Annotated in this window: 13 protein-coding genes and 4 pseudogenes; 7 read left to right on the top strand and 10 right to left on the bottom strand. The window is 55.4% G+C overall.

Annotated elements, in window-relative coordinates; all coding sequences use genetic code 11:
* Window positions 1-339: 339 nt before the first annotated feature.
* From C480_RS18350 to C480_RS18335, 4 genes and pseudogenes are all read right to left on the bottom strand, one after another.
* Window positions 340-1,998, bottom strand: coding sequence for a transposase (locus tag C480_RS18350; RefSeq protein WP_006667126.1), 1,659 nt, complete (start codon window positions 1,996-1,998; stop codon window positions 340-342).
* A gap of 110 nt (window positions 1,999-2,108) precedes the next feature.
* A complete protein-coding gene (locus C480_RS18345) occupies window positions 2,109-2,468 on the bottom strand; it encodes a VOC family protein (protein WP_006667125.1) in 360 nt (119 codons plus the stop codon).
* A gap of 489 nt (window positions 2,469-2,957) precedes the next feature.
* Window positions 2,958-3,389: pseudogene (locus C480_RS24305) on the bottom strand (transposase); the annotation flags it as partial.
* A gap of 151 nt (window positions 3,390-3,540) precedes the next feature.
* Window positions 3,541-4,362, bottom strand: a complete 822-nt coding sequence (locus C480_RS18335; RefSeq protein WP_006667123.1) for an IS5 family transposase — start codon at window positions 4,360-4,362, stop codon at window positions 3,541-3,543.
* Between the two features lie 338 nt (window positions 4,363-4,700).
* On the opposite strand from C480_RS18335, the gene C480_RS18330 reads away from it, so the two are divergent.
* On the top strand, window positions 4,701-6,089 hold the full coding sequence (locus C480_RS18330; protein WP_006667122.1) for an endo-1,4-beta-xylanase: 1,389 nt from the start codon (window positions 4,701-4,703) through the stop codon (window positions 6,087-6,089).
* 1 nt (window position 6,090) lies between these two features.
* Window positions 6,091-7,695 (top strand): family 43 glycosylhydrolase, encoded by a 1,605-nt coding sequence (locus tag C480_RS18325; protein WP_006667121.1) that lies wholly within the window; start codon window positions 6,091-6,093, stop codon window positions 7,693-7,695.
* 509 nt (window positions 7,696-8,204) lie between these two features.
* Here the strand turns inward: C480_RS18325 and C480_RS18320 are convergent.
* Together C480_RS18320 and C480_RS18315 are read right to left on the bottom strand one after the other, a co-directional pair.
* Window positions 8,205-9,901 (bottom strand): annotated as a pseudogene (locus C480_RS18320) (transposase); the annotation flags it as partial.
* A gap of 73 nt (window positions 9,902-9,974) precedes the next feature.
* Window positions 9,975-10,613: an NAD(P)-dependent oxidoreductase gene (locus C480_RS18315; protein WP_006667120.1), complete on the bottom strand. Its 639-nt coding sequence runs from the start codon at window positions 10,611-10,613 to the stop codon at window positions 9,975-9,977.
* A 134-nt stretch (window positions 10,614-10,747) separates the two neighbouring features.
* On the opposite strand from C480_RS18315, the gene C480_RS18310 reads away from it, so the two are divergent.
* Both C480_RS18310 and C480_RS18305 read left to right on the top strand, forming a co-directional pair.
* Window positions 10,748-11,086, top strand: coding sequence for a winged helix-turn-helix transcriptional regulator (locus C480_RS18310; RefSeq protein ID WP_049903966.1), 339 nt, complete (start codon window positions 10,748-10,750; stop codon window positions 11,084-11,086).
* A gap of 97 nt (window positions 11,087-11,183) precedes the next feature.
* Window positions 11,184-11,426, top strand: a complete 243-nt coding sequence (locus C480_RS18305) for a hypothetical protein (RefSeq protein WP_006667118.1) — start codon at window positions 11,184-11,186, stop codon at window positions 11,424-11,426.
* Window positions 11,427-11,565: 139 nt separating this feature from the next.
* On the opposite strand, the gene C480_RS18300 is transcribed toward C480_RS18305, so the two are convergent.
* A complete protein-coding gene (locus C480_RS18300) occupies window positions 11,566-12,276 on the bottom strand; it encodes a hypothetical protein (protein WP_006667117.1) in 711 nt (236 codons plus the stop codon).
* Between the two features lie 327 nt (window positions 12,277-12,603).
* On the opposite strand from C480_RS18300, the pseudogene C480_RS22440 reads away from it, so the two are divergent.
* Window positions 12,604-13,082 (top strand): annotated as a pseudogene (locus tag C480_RS22440) (transposase); the annotation flags it as partial.
* A 432-nt stretch (window positions 13,083-13,514) separates the two neighbouring features.
* Here the strand turns inward: C480_RS22440 and C480_RS18285 are convergent.
* The 3 genes and pseudogenes from C480_RS18285 to C480_RS23200 form a co-directional block, all read right to left on the bottom strand.
* Window positions 13,515-14,369, bottom strand: a complete 855-nt coding sequence (locus C480_RS18285; RefSeq protein WP_006667116.1) for a DUF4870 domain-containing protein — start codon at window positions 14,367-14,369, stop codon at window positions 13,515-13,517.
* Between the two features lie 72 nt (window positions 14,370-14,441).
* Entirely contained in the window at window positions 14,442-15,044 is a 603-nt protein-coding gene (locus tag C480_RS18280; protein ID WP_049903968.1) for a hypothetical protein, read from the bottom strand.
* Between the two features lie 144 nt (window positions 15,045-15,188).
* Window positions 15,189-15,348 (bottom strand): annotated as a pseudogene (locus C480_RS23200) (IS1595 family transposase); the annotation flags it as partial.
* Between the two features lie 526 nt (window positions 15,349-15,874).
* Between C480_RS23200 and C480_RS18275 the strand changes: the two are divergent.
* The gene (locus C480_RS18275; protein ID WP_006667114.1) at window positions 15,875-16,522 is read left to right on the top strand and encodes a helix-turn-helix domain-containing protein; all 648 of its coding nucleotides are present in this window, start codon (window positions 15,875-15,877) and stop codon (window positions 16,520-16,522) included.
* 227 nt (window positions 16,523-16,749) lie between these two features.
* Window positions 16,750-18,225, top strand: a complete 1,476-nt coding sequence (locus tag C480_RS22435) for an amidase (RefSeq protein WP_006667113.1) — start codon at window positions 16,750-16,752, stop codon at window positions 18,223-18,225.
* The last annotated feature ends 96 nt before the right edge of the window (window positions 18,226-18,321 follow it).

Genomic DNA, 18,321 nt, shown 5'->3' with positions numbered 1-18,321 from the left:
GACGCTTGACGATCTTCGTGATGCTGCTCTCTGTGCACTCAACCGAATCAAAGTTCCAGATGTCTTTACGTATTTATGTCCGTGAGTATAAGTAACGCCGAAGAGTCGTATGCATTGAGAAGGCCAGTCTCAACTACTGGACGAGCCGTGAAGATGAGACTATAGGCCGTTTAGCAGGCTTGTTATGGTGAATTCGGACAAATCTGTCTATCGGCAATCTTTCAGACTCTCCCTCAGCCGCCAAGTCCTGTTAGCCAAAGAGTAGTTTCGGCGATTTTCCAAGAACACTTCCAGTGTCGCCACTCAGAAACAGCTCTCTCGTGCGGGTAGAGTGACTTTTCACCCGATTCCCGTCTCATTCTTCAACAGCGTGAGCGTGTTCTCAGCCGTCACAAGCGGTGTGTGCTCGTATTCATCAGTCATCTCTACCTGCACGAGCAAATCAACTGCTCGCCAGATCGAATACAATAGACAGGCGAATGCAAAGTAGAAGAACCGTAGTACGAAGTTTTTCGAGGTCGTCGCTGCCATGAACCGCTTGATACTCTTGTAACCGCTCTCGATTTCCCACCGCGAATTGTAGAAGTGGACTGCCCCTGGTCGGCAGTTCGTCATGAAGACACTGTACTGCGTGTAGTCGTTACTCTCAGCGTTCTCTCGCCGCCTGTAGATCAGTGTCGTCTCATGCCATTCATTCTGTCCCAAGTGCAGCTTTCGATCAGTAACGTAGCGGTCTCGATCCCACTGGAGTAGCCGTTTTGCTTGAGCTCGTTCACTCGTATGCATCCGCTTCGGAACAACGTATCCGAGGCCGCGTTGGTCGATTTCTTCGAGGATATGCTGACTGTCGAACGCCCTATCCATTAACACACGATCGACGTGAATGAGGTCCTGTGCGGAGTCTAGCAGGTCCTCAACGATCTTGCGGCGACTCTCGCCCTTTCGGATCGGCCGAGCATCTAGCACCAACGGAACAGCCTTCCCAACCAACTGTACGGTTGCCCACTGGTAAGCGTACTCGCCATCTTTCGTACCGAGTATCTCGTCCTCGTGGCCTGTTCGATCGCCTGTGAAGGGCTTTGCTTCGGTCGTGTCGATCGCAACGAGTCCAGCACGATGGAAAACTTCTGTCTCCGACACTCGGTCGAGGAGCCGCTGCAACGCCTCGTGATACATCTCGCGAACCGACTCGATCGAGAGACCACGAATATGATCCCGATGAGCGTGTCCTAATGGTGTCCGATCTCGCTGGGAGTCATAGAGAAAGCTGCGTGCTCCTTCGTTCGCCGCCAAGTTCTCCCGAAGCCCGAGATACGTTTGGAGATCCCAGAATGCATTCGGATGAATCTCACAACTGTCTCCGCGATTGAGCGAGAACACCGGATAGGCGATATGACTCACTTGTTCAGCAATCTCATCTGCATAGGTGAGCACTTCGTGATCGGTGGGACTGGTCTCTTCATGGCTCTCAGAGGTATGAAGCGGGTCTCTGGGAACTTCGCTGCCTTCTCTGTTAGCGTTGATGAGAACAGTTCGTGCGCTCTTCTGAATCGTCTCCTGGAGATCAGGTGAGAACCGGCAGTGCCACGTCCGCCAGAGTGTTGACTGATCGGGAAGCGTCTCAAAGCCAAGCTGCTGTTGGATCACTGGCTGGTCTTTGAGATACTCCAGGAGCGCTGTTTCGTGGTCCCAGCCGTAGGCTTCTTTCAGCAGAAACACCCGTACCAGCGTTCGCATTGCGTACGTTGCTGGCTCGTCGTACTGATCATGGGGAGTCAGATCAGTGTATTTCAACGGGACTTCACAAATGAACTCGTCAACCGAGTTGTGGGCTTCGTGAGCAAACCAGGCCGATGAGACAGTCCAAATATCTTCTTCGAGTGCCCCGAGCGAACTGCGATCGTACAACCCTGTCGTGTCGTACGCTGGCCACCCTCGGTACGAACTTGTAGCAATCGTTCGAAAGACGTCACGTCGCGAAGTCTGCGTCGAGGCCATTGGTCGAACGCTTCTGAGTCGAGCGCAAGAGCCTATCTATACTGATCAGTACAGGCGGAGTAGCTATTTTGATTGATTTGGGTGTGTATCGAACAACAGATGATGGTAATTTACTGTTCAGTCACACAAAAGCCGTTGCCTTCTGGATCCTCCATTATTGTCCAAGTTTCCGTGTTCGGTCCGTAGGTCTCAGTCTTAGTCTCGCGGACGGACGCTCCTAGGTCACAGAACCGTTTGACGGTCAACTCGCGGTCCTCTACAGTCAGATCAATGTGAATCGGCAAATCTCGTTGCGTCCCCTTTGGCATTTCTTTGAACAATAAATCTGGTCCCTCTCCTGGTAAATTAACCACCTCTGGATCAATATAGGACGGAAGATCTCGGCGGTCGCCTTCCATAGCCTCTGCCCAAAACGATGCTAGCTGACTCGAGTTTTCACAAGCGAAAGTAATAGTTTTGATTTGAGTCATGCACAACAAGCATCAAGCGGTTCCAATGAAAGCTTACCGGTCACGGTGATAATCGTTATAAAATCTACTATAATGCAATCGAATGACGGAATAAAGAAAATTAGAGCAACATTTGATACCATATTCTCTTGCTATTCAGCACAAGATGAGATACCTTATAGAGATCTGATAAAGGTCGCAGTGATCAACAAGCACTTTCTCTCTATAGACTCTTCCAGTGAAGATTTGCTGAAACGAAGTGGCGAAACGATACCAATTCCATATGCATTGGGCGACGCAGTCTCAACTTCCAACTTCGCTGGAAGTTGAGAGTATAGGCCACTTAGCGGGGCTAATATCGTGATTTTGACCGGAGCAGTGACCACGAACGAACTCAGAGCGACTTTCTAATACCCATTGTTATTGCACGACCAACTATTTCGAGATTTTCCAAAGTAACTGCCAGTGTTGCGACTCATCACTCGGCGTCCTATTACGCTGAGATGCTATCTATCCAACTCCAGTTTGCTTCTTTAGCAGCGTGAGTGTATTCTCTGCCGTGACGATCAGTGAGTGGTTGTATTCGCCAGTGAGGTTGACTTGGACAAGCAGATCAACTGCTCGCCAGATCGAATACAACAGACAGGCGAACGCGAAGTAGAAAAACCGCAGCACGAAGTCCTTTGACGTCGTTGACGCCATGAATCGCTTGATACTCTTGTAGCCGCTTTCGATCCTCCACCGCGAATTATAGTGGTGCACTGCTCCTGGGTGGCGGTTCGTCATGAAGACACTGTACTGGCGATAATCCGTCGCCTCGGAGTCTTTGTTCCGCTTATAAATGAGGGTCGTCTCGTGCCAGTCGTTCTTTCCAAGGTGGAGTTTTCGATCGGTGACGTACCGATCGCGATTCGCGTTCAACAACCGCTTTGTCTGTATTCTCGAAAACAAATCCAATAATGTCAATATAACTCAATTATTCTGGCTTTGAACTTTATTTTGATCGGCTCATGATTCCGGCTTCTTATAGAAGTCGAGGTTAAGCATTTGAATTGAGCGTCTGTGGTGAATCGCCATACGGCATTGGAATTGCCTAGCTAACGGCACGTTTGATGTTGTAGACGACACACATCAGGACGATTTCACGGAACTCACGGTACCAGCTTCGCGCACGCACGGCGTCGCCGAGCGTGCGCTTGATCACGGAGAAGACGGTTTCAGACAGCGCTCTCCGGCCGTAGAGAGTCCCAGCGATCCGCGCGTTATGCGCGTGATCGATGGAGCAGAACTCACGATGCTTGATCAGCGGTCTGACGTTCTCTTCCCTAAGTTTCTCACGTAATCGTTGCCAGTCGTAGCCTTTGTCAGCGGCGAGGCTGTGCAACTTGCCCGCGTTGCGGCGGGCGAGTTGCCAGCCGATCTGCGTGTCGTGGCGTTTCTTTGTTGTACAGTGAACGTCCAGAACAGCCAGTGTTGTTGTATCGACGAGCGTGGTTGTTTTGAGCGTCTGAACACGGTAATTCGTGCGACGGGAGTAGTGTTTGCTCGCGTTCTCACGGTCGAAAAATGTCGCGTCCATCGCTGCACGACCGGATGGATCGTGCAGTTGCGCCGACAGGCGCAACAGCACTGGCCAGACCGTCATTTTGATCCTGTCAAACGTTTCCACTAGCGTTGAGTGATCAGGGAGATCGGCCTTCAGAAAGCCGATCTCCGCCAGTATTTGTGCCATTTCGCTCAAGAGGTCGAGTGCTTCGCGGTAGAATTTCTCCAAGTAAATCCGCAGACAGTGCAGCGAAACAACGGCATAGTCGGCGAATCCGCCGCCTTGCGGAGCGGCGGATTCGCCTCGGCCACCAACAGCACTTTGAGCCAACGTCACAACTTTCCCAGTGAAGTGGGAAATTTTGGACATGAATCATCCGCCGTTTCCCGCTTCAACTTCCTAGTTGTGACGGTTCAACTCGACGCTACCTGGTGATTCACCAGAGCCAATTGAGCCTAATTCTGTGTGATCCATCGTCAAATAGCCCTGTAATAATATATTGTATTTGTTATAATAAAATATAAAAATAAGAGTGTTATAAGACAGTGTGTGACATGGACACACGATACAGACGATGAGGCATCGAGGGCGAACGACGTGGCGGAGTCGACTCTGGACGGCTTCGACCCCGTGTCGAGACCGACCGACGTGACGTACTGCGGGCGCTTGGAGGTGCCGGCACGGCCGGACTGTTCGGGTCCGTCTCGATGGGATCGGCGACGGCACAGCGCGGCTTCGACGAGGCGGCAGCGGACCAGCGTATTCGCGAGAACCAGACCGGCCCGCTGACGGTCAAAGTGGTCGACGAGAACGGCGATCCGATTTCGAACGCCGACGTTGAGGTCGAGATGACCGAACACGACTTCGGCTGGGGGACTGCGGTTAAAGTCGGGGACTTGCTCGACAATTTCGGCGAGGGCAGTCAATACCACCGACACTTGCGAGAGCTGTTCAACACGGCAGTTCTGGAGAACGGTCACAAGTGGGCGATCTGGGAGGACAATCGGCAGCGAGCCGACGAAGCCGTCAACTGGCTCGATCAGAACGGCTTCCGCATCAGGGGCCACACGTGCCTGTACGGCGTCGAATACGCCATCCCTTCGGACGTCCAGACGGCCGCCGACAACGGCGACGGGCAGACGGTCCGCGATCGGACGATGCAGCAGATCGAGGACATCATCACCCATTACGGGGAGACGATCCAGGAGTGGGATGTGGTCAACGAGGCGGTCCACCGCGGTCACCTCCAGGAGGGCGTCTATCCCCACGATATCGACGCCTCCGATCCCATGTCCAGCCAGCGCAGTCCCTGGACGACGCAACTGCTGGCCGACTGGTACGCACAGGCGGAGTCGGTGGTCGACCAGAACGGGCTGGACGTCGAGATCGGGACGAACGACTTCAACACGCTGACGTGGGACCAGGACCCGTACTACGAGCAGGTCCAGTTCCTCTCCAACCAGGGGATCGACCTCGACTTCATTGGACACCAAGCCCACATTGGCCCGACTAACGTCGACGGCCAGGAATGGGACTACGGGACGGTGAATCAGGTGTTCGACCAGTACGCCAGCCTTCCGGCGACCCAGCGCATCACGGAATACGACATGGCCGGCGACTCCTGGAACGGCCACCAACAGCGGGCCGATGTCATGCGCGCCTTCCTCAAGACCGCCTACGGTCACCCCGACGTTGAGGACTTCGTGATCTGGGGAATGTGGGACGACGCCCACTGGCAGGGTGAGGCCCCGTTCTTCGAGGAGGACTGGACGGAGAAACCGGCGCTCGACGTCTGGCGGTCGCTTCTGTTCGACGAATGGTGGACGAGTGAGTCGGGGTCGACGGACGGAAGCGGCACCTACGTCGTGGACGCATTCCTGGGTGATCACACGGTCACGGTGTCCACGACTGCTGATTCGGTGGCCCGAACGGTGAGTGTCACCGATTCGAACGCCGGGGAGCAACTCACCGTCCAGGTGGCCGACGCCGGCAGCGGTACTGGGGGGACGACGGGCGGTACCGACGATACCGGTACCAGCGATATCACCACTGGCGGAAGCGACGGCGGGTACGCCGGCTGGTGGGGCTGGTGGTAACATGGCCGACTTCGATCCGGTGTCGGGACCGACCGACCGACGTGACGTACTGCGGGCGCTTGGAGGTGCCGGCACGGCCGGACTGTTCGGGTCCGTCTCGATGGGATCGGTGACGGCACAGCGCGGCTTCGACGAAGCGTACTACGAGAATCCGCTCTACGGGCCGGACTTCGCCGACCCGACGATTCAGCGGGCCGACGACGGGACCTGGTGGGCGTACGCCTCGAACATGAGCTACATCGACGACGCCGACGAGCGGCTGGTGCCGATACTGTCATCGCCAGACCTCGTCGACTGGACGTACGCTGGCGAGGCGTTCGACTCTCGGCCGGGGTGGGCGTATGGATCAATCTGGGCGCCGGACGTCCACTACCACGACGGCCAGTGGGTGCTGTTCTACTCGCTGTGGCCGCGAAACGACGGCGAGGGCGACCAGACCGGCATCGGCGTCGCAACCTCCGACACGCCCGACGGCCCGTTCACGGACCACGGGCGGCTCTTCACCAATCCGGAGCATCCCTTCCCTGGCAACACCATCGATCCGTACTTCGTCTCCCACCAGGGGACGCCGTACCTCTTCTGGGGTAATTTCGCCGGAATCTACTACGTGGAACTAACCGCGGAGCTTCAGAACTACCGGCCGGGGACGTGGGGGCAGATCGTCGGGAGCGCCTACGAGGGCTCGACCATCTTCCAGCGGGACGGCTACTGGTACTTCTTCGGCTCGACCGGCGATTGCTGTGACGGATTCGACAGCACCTACGAAATCGAGGTCGGCCGATCGGAGAACCTCCTGGGGCCCTACGCCGACAGCGACGGGACGCCGATGATGGAGCGTAACGAGTGGAACGCGGGCCCGACGCACCTCGGCGACAACGACCGCTTCGTGGCGCCGGGCCACGGCGACGTGACAGTCGACGACGACGGATCGTACTGGTTCGTCTACCACGCTTACGACACGCAGGGTCTGGAAACCATAGATAACGGCTGGCCGCCCGCGCGACAGTTATTCCTAGACCGGATCTACTGGTCAAACGGCTGGCCGGTGATCGCGGGCGACGGAACGCCGAACGCGACGGCACCCATCCCGAATCTGGGGCAACGCCCCGCGCCCGTGGCTGAGGGCACATACAACGTGGTCAACGTCCAGAGCGGTCACTACCTGGGCATCGCGGGGACCGGCGACGGCGCGACGGCGACGGTCGCCACGAACGACGCCGGGTTCCGGGCCGCGTGGCAACTGCGCCGGTTGGCCGGCGGGGAGTACGTCCTTAATAATGCCGACAGTGGGCAGACGCTCGAGGTGGTAAACGCCGATACGAGCGACGGTGCGGACGTCCAGCAGTGGCCGTGGAACGGCCATCCAACCCAGCGGTGGTACTGCTTCGAGGAAAGCGACGGAACCTACCGGATGAAGAACGCCTGCAGCGGGAAGGTCGCCGAAGTGGCGAACGCGTCCGCGGCCGCCGGCGCGAACGTCCAACAGTGGACGTGGAACGACGGCGACCACCAGCGTTGGCGATTCGTTCCAATCGAAGACGATGGGTCCGGCGGGAGTTCGGGCTCAGGTGGGACGAGTGGATCGGGGTCAAGCACAACGAGATAGAGTACAGCCGGATCGAGTACCGGTAGCGGGCCTACCGACAGTTCCGGATCCGGCTGGTGTTAATATGCGTTCTACATGCTTGAAGCGTAACCAACAGCACGGCTAGGAAGGCTGATACGTTGGTTAAGTTTGTATTGCTCCAGAGGAGCGGAGCACACTTCGACTCCTCCAAATCACGATAGAGGAACCGCAAAAGCCACGTTATCCCCGTCTGATTAATACTGCAGCGAGTGAGTCGATAGGTTCCCAGCGGTGGCCGATCTATCGGCCGTCCCGTATGCATTGAGCACACCAGTCTCAACTTCTGACAGCCCGAGAATATGAGACTATAGGCCGTTTAGCAGGCTTGTTATGGGTGAATTCGGACAAATAAGTCTATCGGCGATCTTTCAAACTCTCCCTCAGCCGCCAATTTCTGTTAATCAAAGAGTAGGTTCGGGGATTTTCCGAGACCCCCTCCAGTGTCGCCACTCAGAAACAGCTCTCTCGTGCGGGTAGAGTGGCTTTTCACCCGATCCCGTCTCATTCTTCAACAGCGTGAGCGTGTTCTCAGCCGTCACAAGCGGTGTGTGCTCGTATTCATCAGTCAACTCTACCTGCACGAGCAAATCAACTGCTCGCCAGATCGAATACAACAGACACGCGAACGCGAAGTAGAAGAACCGCAGCCCGAAATTCGTCGACGTCATCGCAGCCATGAATCGCTTGATCGAACGATAGCCACTCTCAATCTCCCACCGATACCTATACTCAGTGAGGAAACTACCGCCTCGGTTGGACATGAACACCGAGTACTGCCGGTAATCGTCGTGCTCAGAATCGTCTTTCCGGCGGTAGATCAGCGTCGTCTCATGCCACTCATTCTTCCCGAGATGGAGTTTGCGGTCGGTCTCGTACCGGTCTTGATCCCGCTGGAGCAATTGTTTTGCCTTGGCTTTCTCGCTGGTCTGCATCCGTTTCGGCACGACGTAGGAGAGCCCGCGCCGGCTAATCATCTCCAGGACGTGCTGGCTGTCGAACTCCCGGTCCATCAGGACGTTATCGACGTGGACGAGGTCCTTAGCGGAGTCAAGCAGGTCTTTGACAATTACCTTCCGTGACTCTCCCCGTCGAACTGGTCGCACATCAAGCACGAGTGGAACAGCGTTGCCGACCAGCTGGACTGTGGCCCACTGGTAGCGTACTCGTCGGTCTGCTCTTTCGTCCCAATGATTTCGTCCTCATGGCCCGTTCTATCGCCCATGAAGGGATCGTCTTCGGTGATGTCGATTGCGACGGTTCCTGCTCGGAAGAACTGCTCTGTCTCCGCAACTTCGTTTAGGAGTCTGGCGACGGCCTGTCGGTACATCTCTCGGATCTCCGCGAGGGAGAGATCACGAATCTGCTCGCGGTGAGCGTGACCTAACGGCGTCCGCTCCCGAGTCGACTCGTAAATAAAGCTGCGAGCACCCTCGTTGGCAGCGAGATTCTCACGGAGCCCCAGATACGTCTGCAAGCTCCGGTAGGCGTTCTCGTGAATTTCACACCCGTCGCCACGGTCCAACGAGAACGCCGGGAAGACGACTCGACTGACGTTGTCTGTAATCGTTTCCGCCCGCACCAAGACGCGTTGCTCGTCTTGTATTGAATCCTCGTCATCGCTGTTCCGATAACAGAGCTTCCGCTCAGGATCGCGTGGGACCGATACACCTGCATTCTGTGCCTTGATGAGAATCGTCCGAGCAGCCGTCTCCACCGTCTCGCGAAGGTCTGTAGTGAACCGGTTGTTCCAACTCCGCCACAGCGTCGACTGATCTGGAACCGCCTCCAACCCCAGTCGATCACATACTACTGGAGAGTTAGCCAGATATCCGACGGAAGTTGTTTCATGCTCCCAGCCAGGGAGTTTCTTCAGTATGAACACCCGAAAGAGGGTATGCATCTGGTAGCATGTCGAGCCCTCATAACAGTCGTGATCATTGAATCGGAAGTAGGTTAGCGGGAGTGAACAGACGAACTCCTCGACCGAGTCGTGGTTATCGTGGTCGAACCACGTCCCTGAGACTGTGCGAATATCTGATTCGAGACCGGCAAGCGACATTCGATCGTACAGCGGCGTCGAATCGTATACCGGCCACTCTGTATACGACTGCTGTGCGATCTGTCGGAAGACAGTTCTGTGAGACTCACGTGTTGGGGTCACGATATAGTGCTGGCCATGATACATGAAAGAATGCGCATCAATAATCGATACAACTCATAATAATGGGAAGAGGAGGCTGTTAGTCGCTTATACCGTCTTAGTAGCCGACGGCGAGCTGTGTATGAATTGCGTCGTCGTTTTCAAGTTCGTCAACGAAGGCAATTGCGAAGTCCTCCATTGAAATGTAACTTTCTCCGTCTTCGCTGGCGACGAGTTGTCCTTCCGATGTTCGGTACTCGCCCGTTCGTTTTCCCGGCTCAATCTGTGCCGGCGGTGCGATATACGACCACTGGAGGTCATCTACATCGCGAATGATTTCAAAGGCGTCAATATGCGCCTCTGCGAGCGGCACAAGTTCGTCCGGGAATTCATCGGTGTCGACGAGCTTTGTGTCCGGTCCGACGTTCAGACCGCCTGCACCGCCCGTCCAGACGAACCGATCAACGCCTGTCTGTCGGAGTCCTTCAATAAGTGCCTCCGCCATCTCAGGGAGGATCTCGACGCCTTCCTCTCCGGATGGGCCGAGCGCCGATGCGACTGCGTCGTGGCTCTCAGCAAGTCCCGCAATCTCATCGGGGTCCGTCGCATCACCAGCGACCGCCTTGAAGTCAGTGTCGTCGATTCCATCGATTTCACCGCTCCGGGAGACGCCGGTCACCTCGTGGCCACCTTCGAGAAGTTCGTTTGTAATTCGTTGGCCGATTCGTCCGCTTGCACCGAGTAGTAGTACGTTCATTGTGTGTTGTGGATTGTTGGTAGTCGTCTGGCGATACGTGGCGGGTGCCACAGTAGCGGTCACATCTTCATACTTGGTATTAGAACGTGATCTTAATATAGTTGAGCGAACATAGGTATGACCAAGTCACACCAATGTCATCGGACTTATCCCTCGAAGCAAAATACGATGGTTGCCCCGTCCTCAAGGCCCTCGAAGAAGTCGGCTCTCGGTGGCGAATGTCTGTAATCCATGTCCTCCGAGAGGGAGATCTCCGATTTAACGAGATCAAGCGAGCGACGGATGCGAACTCACAAACATTGTCCCGCGTGCTGGATGATCTCGAAGAGAAAGAATACGTCGAACGTCGGGTTGAAGAAGAAAGTCCAGTCGCGGTTTATTATTCGTTGACGCCAAAGGGCGAAGACCTCCTCTCCGCGTTCGATGAAGTTTATGAGTGGGGGCAAAAATGGTTTGACAGCGAAAACAAGTGAGTTGGTACAGACCGGATGATATGAATATCTACTAGATACTCAGGGGGGTGGCCGACAATGCATTGAGAGTGCCAGTCTCAACTACTGGTTGCGTGACGTGATCGAGCGCACCGCGGGGTACGCCGAAACGAACTCGACCGGCACGGCGGTGACGTTCCGAGCGGACTACGAGAACGATCTCGCGAGCGTGAACCCCTCCGGTGAGCGAGGAAAGCCGGCCGAGGAGGTCGGCGAAGAGGCCGTTCGAGAGCTCGTCGCGTTCGATGCCGAAGACGCCGCGGCGGACCGCTATCTCGCTGACCAGTTGCTCGTCTGGCTCACGATAGCGGGCGCGAACTAACGATCCCCAAGGTCACGAACCACGTCGAGTCGCTCCACGAGTTCGATGTCGACGTTACTGTCAGTGCGGGCGTGAACATGATGCGCAGCGTGTCGACGAGACGCTGGCTGTGCGGTGATGCCGGTGCATCCGCGTCCGATCACCAGCGACCGAGCCCGCGCCCAATGCTGACTGTCAGCGCGCCGGCCGCGACTAGGCCAGCCATCGTTGCTGCCAGACCGACCGACTCGTAGTCGAGCAAAATAGCGAGAAACGGAAACAGGACGATCCCGGAAAGCAGTGTCCGGACGGGGACCCTTGTATAGTGTGCGACGGTGAATCCGGCGACTGGACTGACGAGGAGCAATCCGGTCACGAGTACCCGACGCAGACCGGGTGAGTACTGGTACGGAGCCGACACCTCGGCGACCGCTAAAAGTCCCATCGACGCGCAACCGACGACCGCGGCGGTCAGGACGTATGACCAGAGGCGATCCTTCCAGGACTCGCCGTCCGGATCGCGGAGTAGTTGTGTGCCGACGGCGCCGACAGTCGTAAACGTCAGTCCGAACAGACTGATAGCCATCCAGATCGGTCCGCCGCCGCCAGTTGCCAGCGGAAACCCGACGAGCGCCGCCAGCGAGCCGAACGCCGCGGCGGGTACGAACTTCGTCAGTGGGAGGTCCGTGCAGGCCGCGAGCGCACCGCTCGAAAGGACGATCAGCGGAACCCACACAACGAAGAACGCCACATCGCTACCAGGAAACGAAATCCGCGAAGCGGCCCCGATCACGGCGCCGGCCGCCGCCCAGGGGACGAGCAGCCCGTAGAGAAACGCCGCGACTGGTCGCCAGGAGACGCGATCTTTCATCTGGGCGACTGTTCGTTGGTGTACGGTATAACTCCATCGAGCTCTGTTAAATCGCCATATGGCGGTGGAATTCACTGTTCCACGGCTCGCTTGATGTTATAGACGACACACATCAGTGCAACTTCTCGGAACTCACGGAAGATACATACGCATCCTTACTGAGCAGCCAATTCAATCTGAGTCTTCTGAATGAAACGGTTCTATTGAATCCACGGACGGCATCGGGGTAAGTCGTCAGAACGATTGAGGTGAAGCGGAAGAGGCGTCTTTGTGCAGAAGATTCTCTTCCGCGTCGTCAAACAGGCTGTCTCGATAGCACGAAAACGTCTCGTCGATACCGCGCAGGGTGCGGTGATCGACGTACACTGTAGTGCGAAATGGCCAAACGGGACGAAGATTGGCCCGCAGGTCGTCCGGCGGAACGCCGGCGACCTGCTCGCACTCGCCGCTGACAAAGGCTATGACGATATGAGATTCCGCGAAGAACTCCGTTCTNGCGGAACGCCGGCGACCTGCTCGCACTCGCCGCTGACAAAGGCTATGACGATATGAGATTCCGCGAAGAACTCCGTTCTGACGGCGTGAGACCGCTGATTAAACACCACATCTTCGCACCCTACGATCACGCGCACAACGTGCGGATCGACGACGATCTCTACAACCAGCGGTCGATCTGTGAAACCGTGAACTCAGTGATCAAGCACTCGTACGACTCCGCCGTCCGAGCGCGAGCCTAGTACCGTCAGTTTCGTGAAATCGCTCTCACTGCTGCCGTTTACAACGTCGAACAAGCCGTCAAACAGTGAAACCCGCTGCCCTCTGCGGATTCAATGAAGCCGTTTCAGACTGGCTCAATGCGAATTGACCACTGTCACTCTTCTGGCAGTCCAGCCAGCGCTCGCCACTAGCTCAGACGGTTTAGACACCATTACAACCACAATCAGCCGAATTAAGCACTCAATGGCCGAACGCCTGCTGAGGAGGCGCTGAAATAGATAATGCCAACTGAAGGGTTTCAACAAGCCCCCTCTCATTGCCTCTCTTGATCCGTTCGTGTCGATTCTGGAGTCGTTGGGTGCGATAGATTCTATGACCGATACGCGTTGGACCCAGCAAGTGACTACGATCAGTACCGCTAACTGATAAATACGTTAGTGACCTGTCTACACTTTTCGGCCACGATACGGCTGTCCTACCCTCGAGACGGTGATCAGTCCTTCAAAATAATTGTCTTCCTGTCAGTACTGCTGTCGGACTAGATAGACTATCGTCGCGAGCCAGAACGCTCCTGAAAAGGCGTAAAATGCATCACCGGACGGGTTTTCTGAACCAAACTGTACCGCTGCCAGAACGTACGTCAGAGCGGCGATGGCAAGCGGGGAGGTAACATACAGCAACCAGTTTATCTTCCAATTTGCATCCGATTTGTCGTTCATACGCGCATCGCGAATGAGAACTCCCGGCGTGATTACCGACGTAATGATCAGGTATATCACCAGTACGAACCCGATAGTAAAGCCGAGACCGCTTTCCGGTCCTCCTGCCAAACCACTCCAGAGGAGGTACGCGAATACAACCGGTACCGTGATGACGTATCCGATAAGGACCGTCCGGAAGGTGACGGAGCCATCGGTTTTTGCCTCGATCCACCCGAGGAAATCCGGTGCGAGTGGGTACGACCAGGCACTGCCAAATATCGCTTTGGCCATGGCGATTAGTCCACAGGCGAAGTTAATCAGCACCGCAAACGTAAATGCGAAAAAGCCCACCGCAAACACGAGGATAAACGCGCGTCCAATCTGTTGTCCGATCGTGCCGTCTGGGGCCCACGATTCGAATGCCAGCCCAATAGCGAATATCCCCAGCAGAGCGGAGAACGATCCGGTAAACAGCAGTTGCCAGTTGAACGCATTTCGGGCATTTTCTCGCGTAAAGTCGCGTTTTGCAACCAAGTATATGACCGCAGGAAGAACAAATCCGGTTCCGAGACCCAACAGATGAACGAAGATTCCGCTCAGAGTTCGTTCGGTCAGAAGAGTCGGTCCCGGTTGTGATTGTGTCTCGGTCGATGTGGATCGGTGTTCGTTGGACATAGGTGCGTGGTGTTCGGTCTGGTTGTGTAGCCGTGATGGACAGCAGACGGTTTTTCGATCGGTTCGTTGGCATTACTTGGAGCGGATACTGTCGGGAAGAACGCTCTTCGTTGCCCTTCTTTTGGCCCGGATCTCTCTCGCCAGTCGCTCAGCGAGCAGCAAGACAAAACACACTACAAAGAGGTTGCCGCCCGCTTCCCAATACCCGTTTGTACTCTCCACAAGTGAATCGATCGGGATAACCGGCGCAACGATTCCGATCGCAAAGAGGACGAGCGTCAACTGAAAGCCCGCAAGCACTAGCGTTCGGATACCGGCTGGATTCCGGAGGTGAACGAAATCAGCGGCCGAGAGGGTCTCGAGTGGCGTCTCGAACGCAAGCGCCTCTTTTCCTTCGGGTGAGAGCGGCCAGTTCGACTCCGGATGGTTCAGGTAGTACAACGTGATCGACTCTGGATACGTGTCGGCAGCGATGACATCCCGCTCGCGGAGTTCGTTTAGTCGGAGACGGACCGTCTCTTTGCTCACGTCCGACTGAACTCGAACGCGAATCTGCTCGGCCGAGAAGTACGGCCGCTCGGCTTCGAGCATCGTCTCGACGACGTGGCGCTGTGTGAGTTTTTTGTCGAAATTATGTTCAATCCGGTTCTCGATCCAAGGCGGGAGGGTGGACATCGTGTCAGTGATCACATCATGATTGGGTGGGGAGTTAAACCCACATCCGAATTTGGCGGGCACCAAATCGGTTCATGCAGGCGAATACGATCGATTCTCTGGGCTATCCAGTTTATATGCCCGTTCTCGTGTAGCACGTTGGTTGATGGCTTCTTCGAGTGTTATTTTTCCAGGTTTTCGCAAGAGCTTGCGACGGAGTTGGAATGCTCGGAAATACTGCGGTAAGCTTGTCTTTTGCGATGCTTTGATGGGGCGAGGGCCACGGTCGCAGCAGCTATCCGTAGCTCTCGCAGGCGTTTCCGTGTGCAATATTGAAAGAACTCGGCAGCCTGCAGCCACGAGTGGGCGACTGTTCGCTCGAAACGCGTGACTCCTGAATCGCCTCGTCACTTCGCGAGACACCGATCACGGTTAACCCGCGCTCGGTGTGCGACGGGCCTCCGCCACCGTCTCGCCGGCGAATGGGACTGGTCGGCTTGAATGAGGCGGATCCGCCTCACTGGTTCCATGATACGTTCACCGTGGACCTCCACCGTAACCAGCCAACCGACGCTCGCTGGATGGAAAGAACGGGGTCAGCGCCCCTCTGAACGCCACCCTCGTCTTCTCTCCATCGGTCACGCCTGCGAGGAGTGAGTGATTTTGAAGTCGGTCGCGACCGTCTCATCTGGATTAGCCGGATAGCAGAAGAAATCATCGGCAGGGGTGAGTATTAAACAGCCAGCTGAGCAACTTCTTGATACAAACGCTGCTTTCTGTTCTCTGTCTACCTCGATGGAAACCTCGTGGTCAGAATAAGCTTTAACTCATCATCCTCAAGAAAGAGTGCCATGAATATCATAGTGGAATACACGATACAGACCCAAATATTGCCCAAAATATTAGAACAGGTACCGGAGATGAAACTCAGGAATACGGCGCTCTATCCTGAATCTGAAGGCCGAGGAAAAATCCTCGGCTGGGCGTGGGGTGATGACTTTGATGCCTTCGAAAGAGTTCTCCACGATCACGAACTGATCAGCGATTACGAGTGCCTTGCTCAAACCGGCGATCGACGTCTCTACACAATCACTCATATAGAGGAAATGAAAGCCAGTATGCCCTATCCACTGATGTTTGAAAATAATGGAATCGTACTGGATGCAACGGCAACGCCAGAAGGGTTCGACATGCGGGTGCGATTTCCAGCACGGGATAATCTGATACGATATCAAGAGGGTTGCAAAGAGCGCGGCATTCCGTTTCTCTTACACAAACTCTATGAAGAAAACGGGACTGTAAACGGGAACCGAGCGTCGGGAGTAACCGAAATCCAGCGTGAGACGCTTGTCTGTGCGTTCGAACTCGGCTACTTCGATATTCCACGTCAGGCGAAGATGGAAGAGGTCGCAGATCAGTTAGATATCTCTACTCAGGCAGTATCGACACTCCTCAGACGAGGTCAGCAGAATCTCATTCGGACTATTTGCAGCGGGTAGTCAGCCACTTATAAGACATTGATTCAGTAAATGGGCATCTATTCGATTATGGTGTGTCTGTGAGTATCTGTGCCAACCAGGATGGTGACTACTTCACAATTTGGACAGAACGGTCGGGGATTATTGAGAGCTATTTGTAATCCACCGCAGAGCATCGTCCATGAACCATACGCGTCTCTATCGCTGACACGAGATTCCCTGCAGGTCAACTCACAGATCTAGACACAATGACCAATCCAACCAGTCTATCCGCGCGACGACTCGCAACGGAAATCGAACACGGAGACATCACGCCAGCAGAAGCCGTCGACGCAGCCTACGAACGAATCGAGCAGATAAATGAGTCGATCAACGCGTTCGTACAATTTCGCGAAGAGCAAGCCCGTGTAGAAGCGGATAAGGCGACTGATGCTGTCCAATCTGGCGAGCCACTCGGTCGTCTTCACGGTGTCCCGATCGCACTGAAAGATCTTGACTCCGCTATCGAAGGGATGCCATGTACGAACGGTTCGGCCGTATTCGCAGAATCTGTTCCCAAGGAGACATCAGTCATCGTGCAACGACTGATAGATGAAGGAGCGATCGTCATTGGGTCAACGAATAGTCCCGAGTTCGGTCACGCTGCCGATACCACGAATCAACTGTACGGAACAACCGGCAACCCCTTCGATCCCAGCAAAACTGCTGGCGGATCCTCTGGAGGGAGCGCCGCTGCCGTAGGGGCTGGAGCCGTTCCAATCGCTCTTGGATCTGATGCCGCAGGTTCGATACGAATTCCCGCGAGCGCCTGTGGTGTATACGGTCTCAAACCGACGGCAGGGGTGGTTCCCGAGGCATCGAGACCAGACGCGCTTGAAGCGGCTGCTCCGTTCATGTCTCTCGGTGGAATCACACGAACAGTAGCGGATTCAGCATTGCTGCTTGAAATCATCACTGGTGTTCATTCACGTGATCCGATCAGTATTCCCGACAATGAATCTGAGTATCTATCAGCCATCCGTCAGCCGATAGACGATCTTTCCATCGCGTACAGTCCCGATTTCGGTATTTTCGAGGTCGAGCCCGCGGTCAAGGAGCAGGTGGACAATGTCGCCGAGACACTTCGTGAGAGTGGGGCAACAATTGACCGAGTAGATCCAGAATTCCCGATTCCGTTCGAGGTTATGCGGGAAGCGGAAACACTCCTCTTCGAATCCACGCTGGCGTCGATTGCCGAAAGTCTCAACGAGAGCGACGGAATCGATCTCCTCGGAGAACACCGTGAGAAGGTGACTCCAAAATTGGTTGAACTCATAGAGAACGGCTACGACCATAGCGCTGTTGCGTTCAAACAAGCCGATGTCGTGCGCACACAGGTATATGACGCCATACAAGACGTTCTGGACGAATACGATCTACTCCTCACACCGACACTCGCGTGTCCACCTTTCGAGGCAGGAAAAGTCGGCCCAGAGTCGATAAATGGGGAACCCATCGATCCGTATCTCGATTGGGTCCTCACGTGGCCGTTAAACCTTAGTGGCCATCCAGCTGCGTCGGTTCCGGCTGGCCTCTCCGAGAATGGACTGCCGATCGGTGCACAACTGGTAGCATCCCGGTTCGACGAGGAGACTATTCTTTCAGCCAGTGCGGCGATAGAGCGCAGTCAACCATGGATCGATACGTATCCAGACGTATCAGATACTACTTCGGTTCATCAATGAACATCAGTACCTTACATAGCATCCTCAGCTAACCGCCGTTGAAGCACGGTTTATCGACGAACGATCTCTGAACTCGTACTCCGAGAATCTATCCTA

Source organism: Natrialba aegyptia DSM 13077, from assembly GCF_000337535.1.
GTDB classification, from domain to species: domain Archaea; phylum Halobacteriota; class Halobacteria; order Halobacteriales; family Natrialbaceae; genus Natrialba; species Natrialba aegyptia.
Note: the sequence above shows the minus strand (reverse complement) of the source record. Positions and strands in the feature narration are given on the sequence as shown.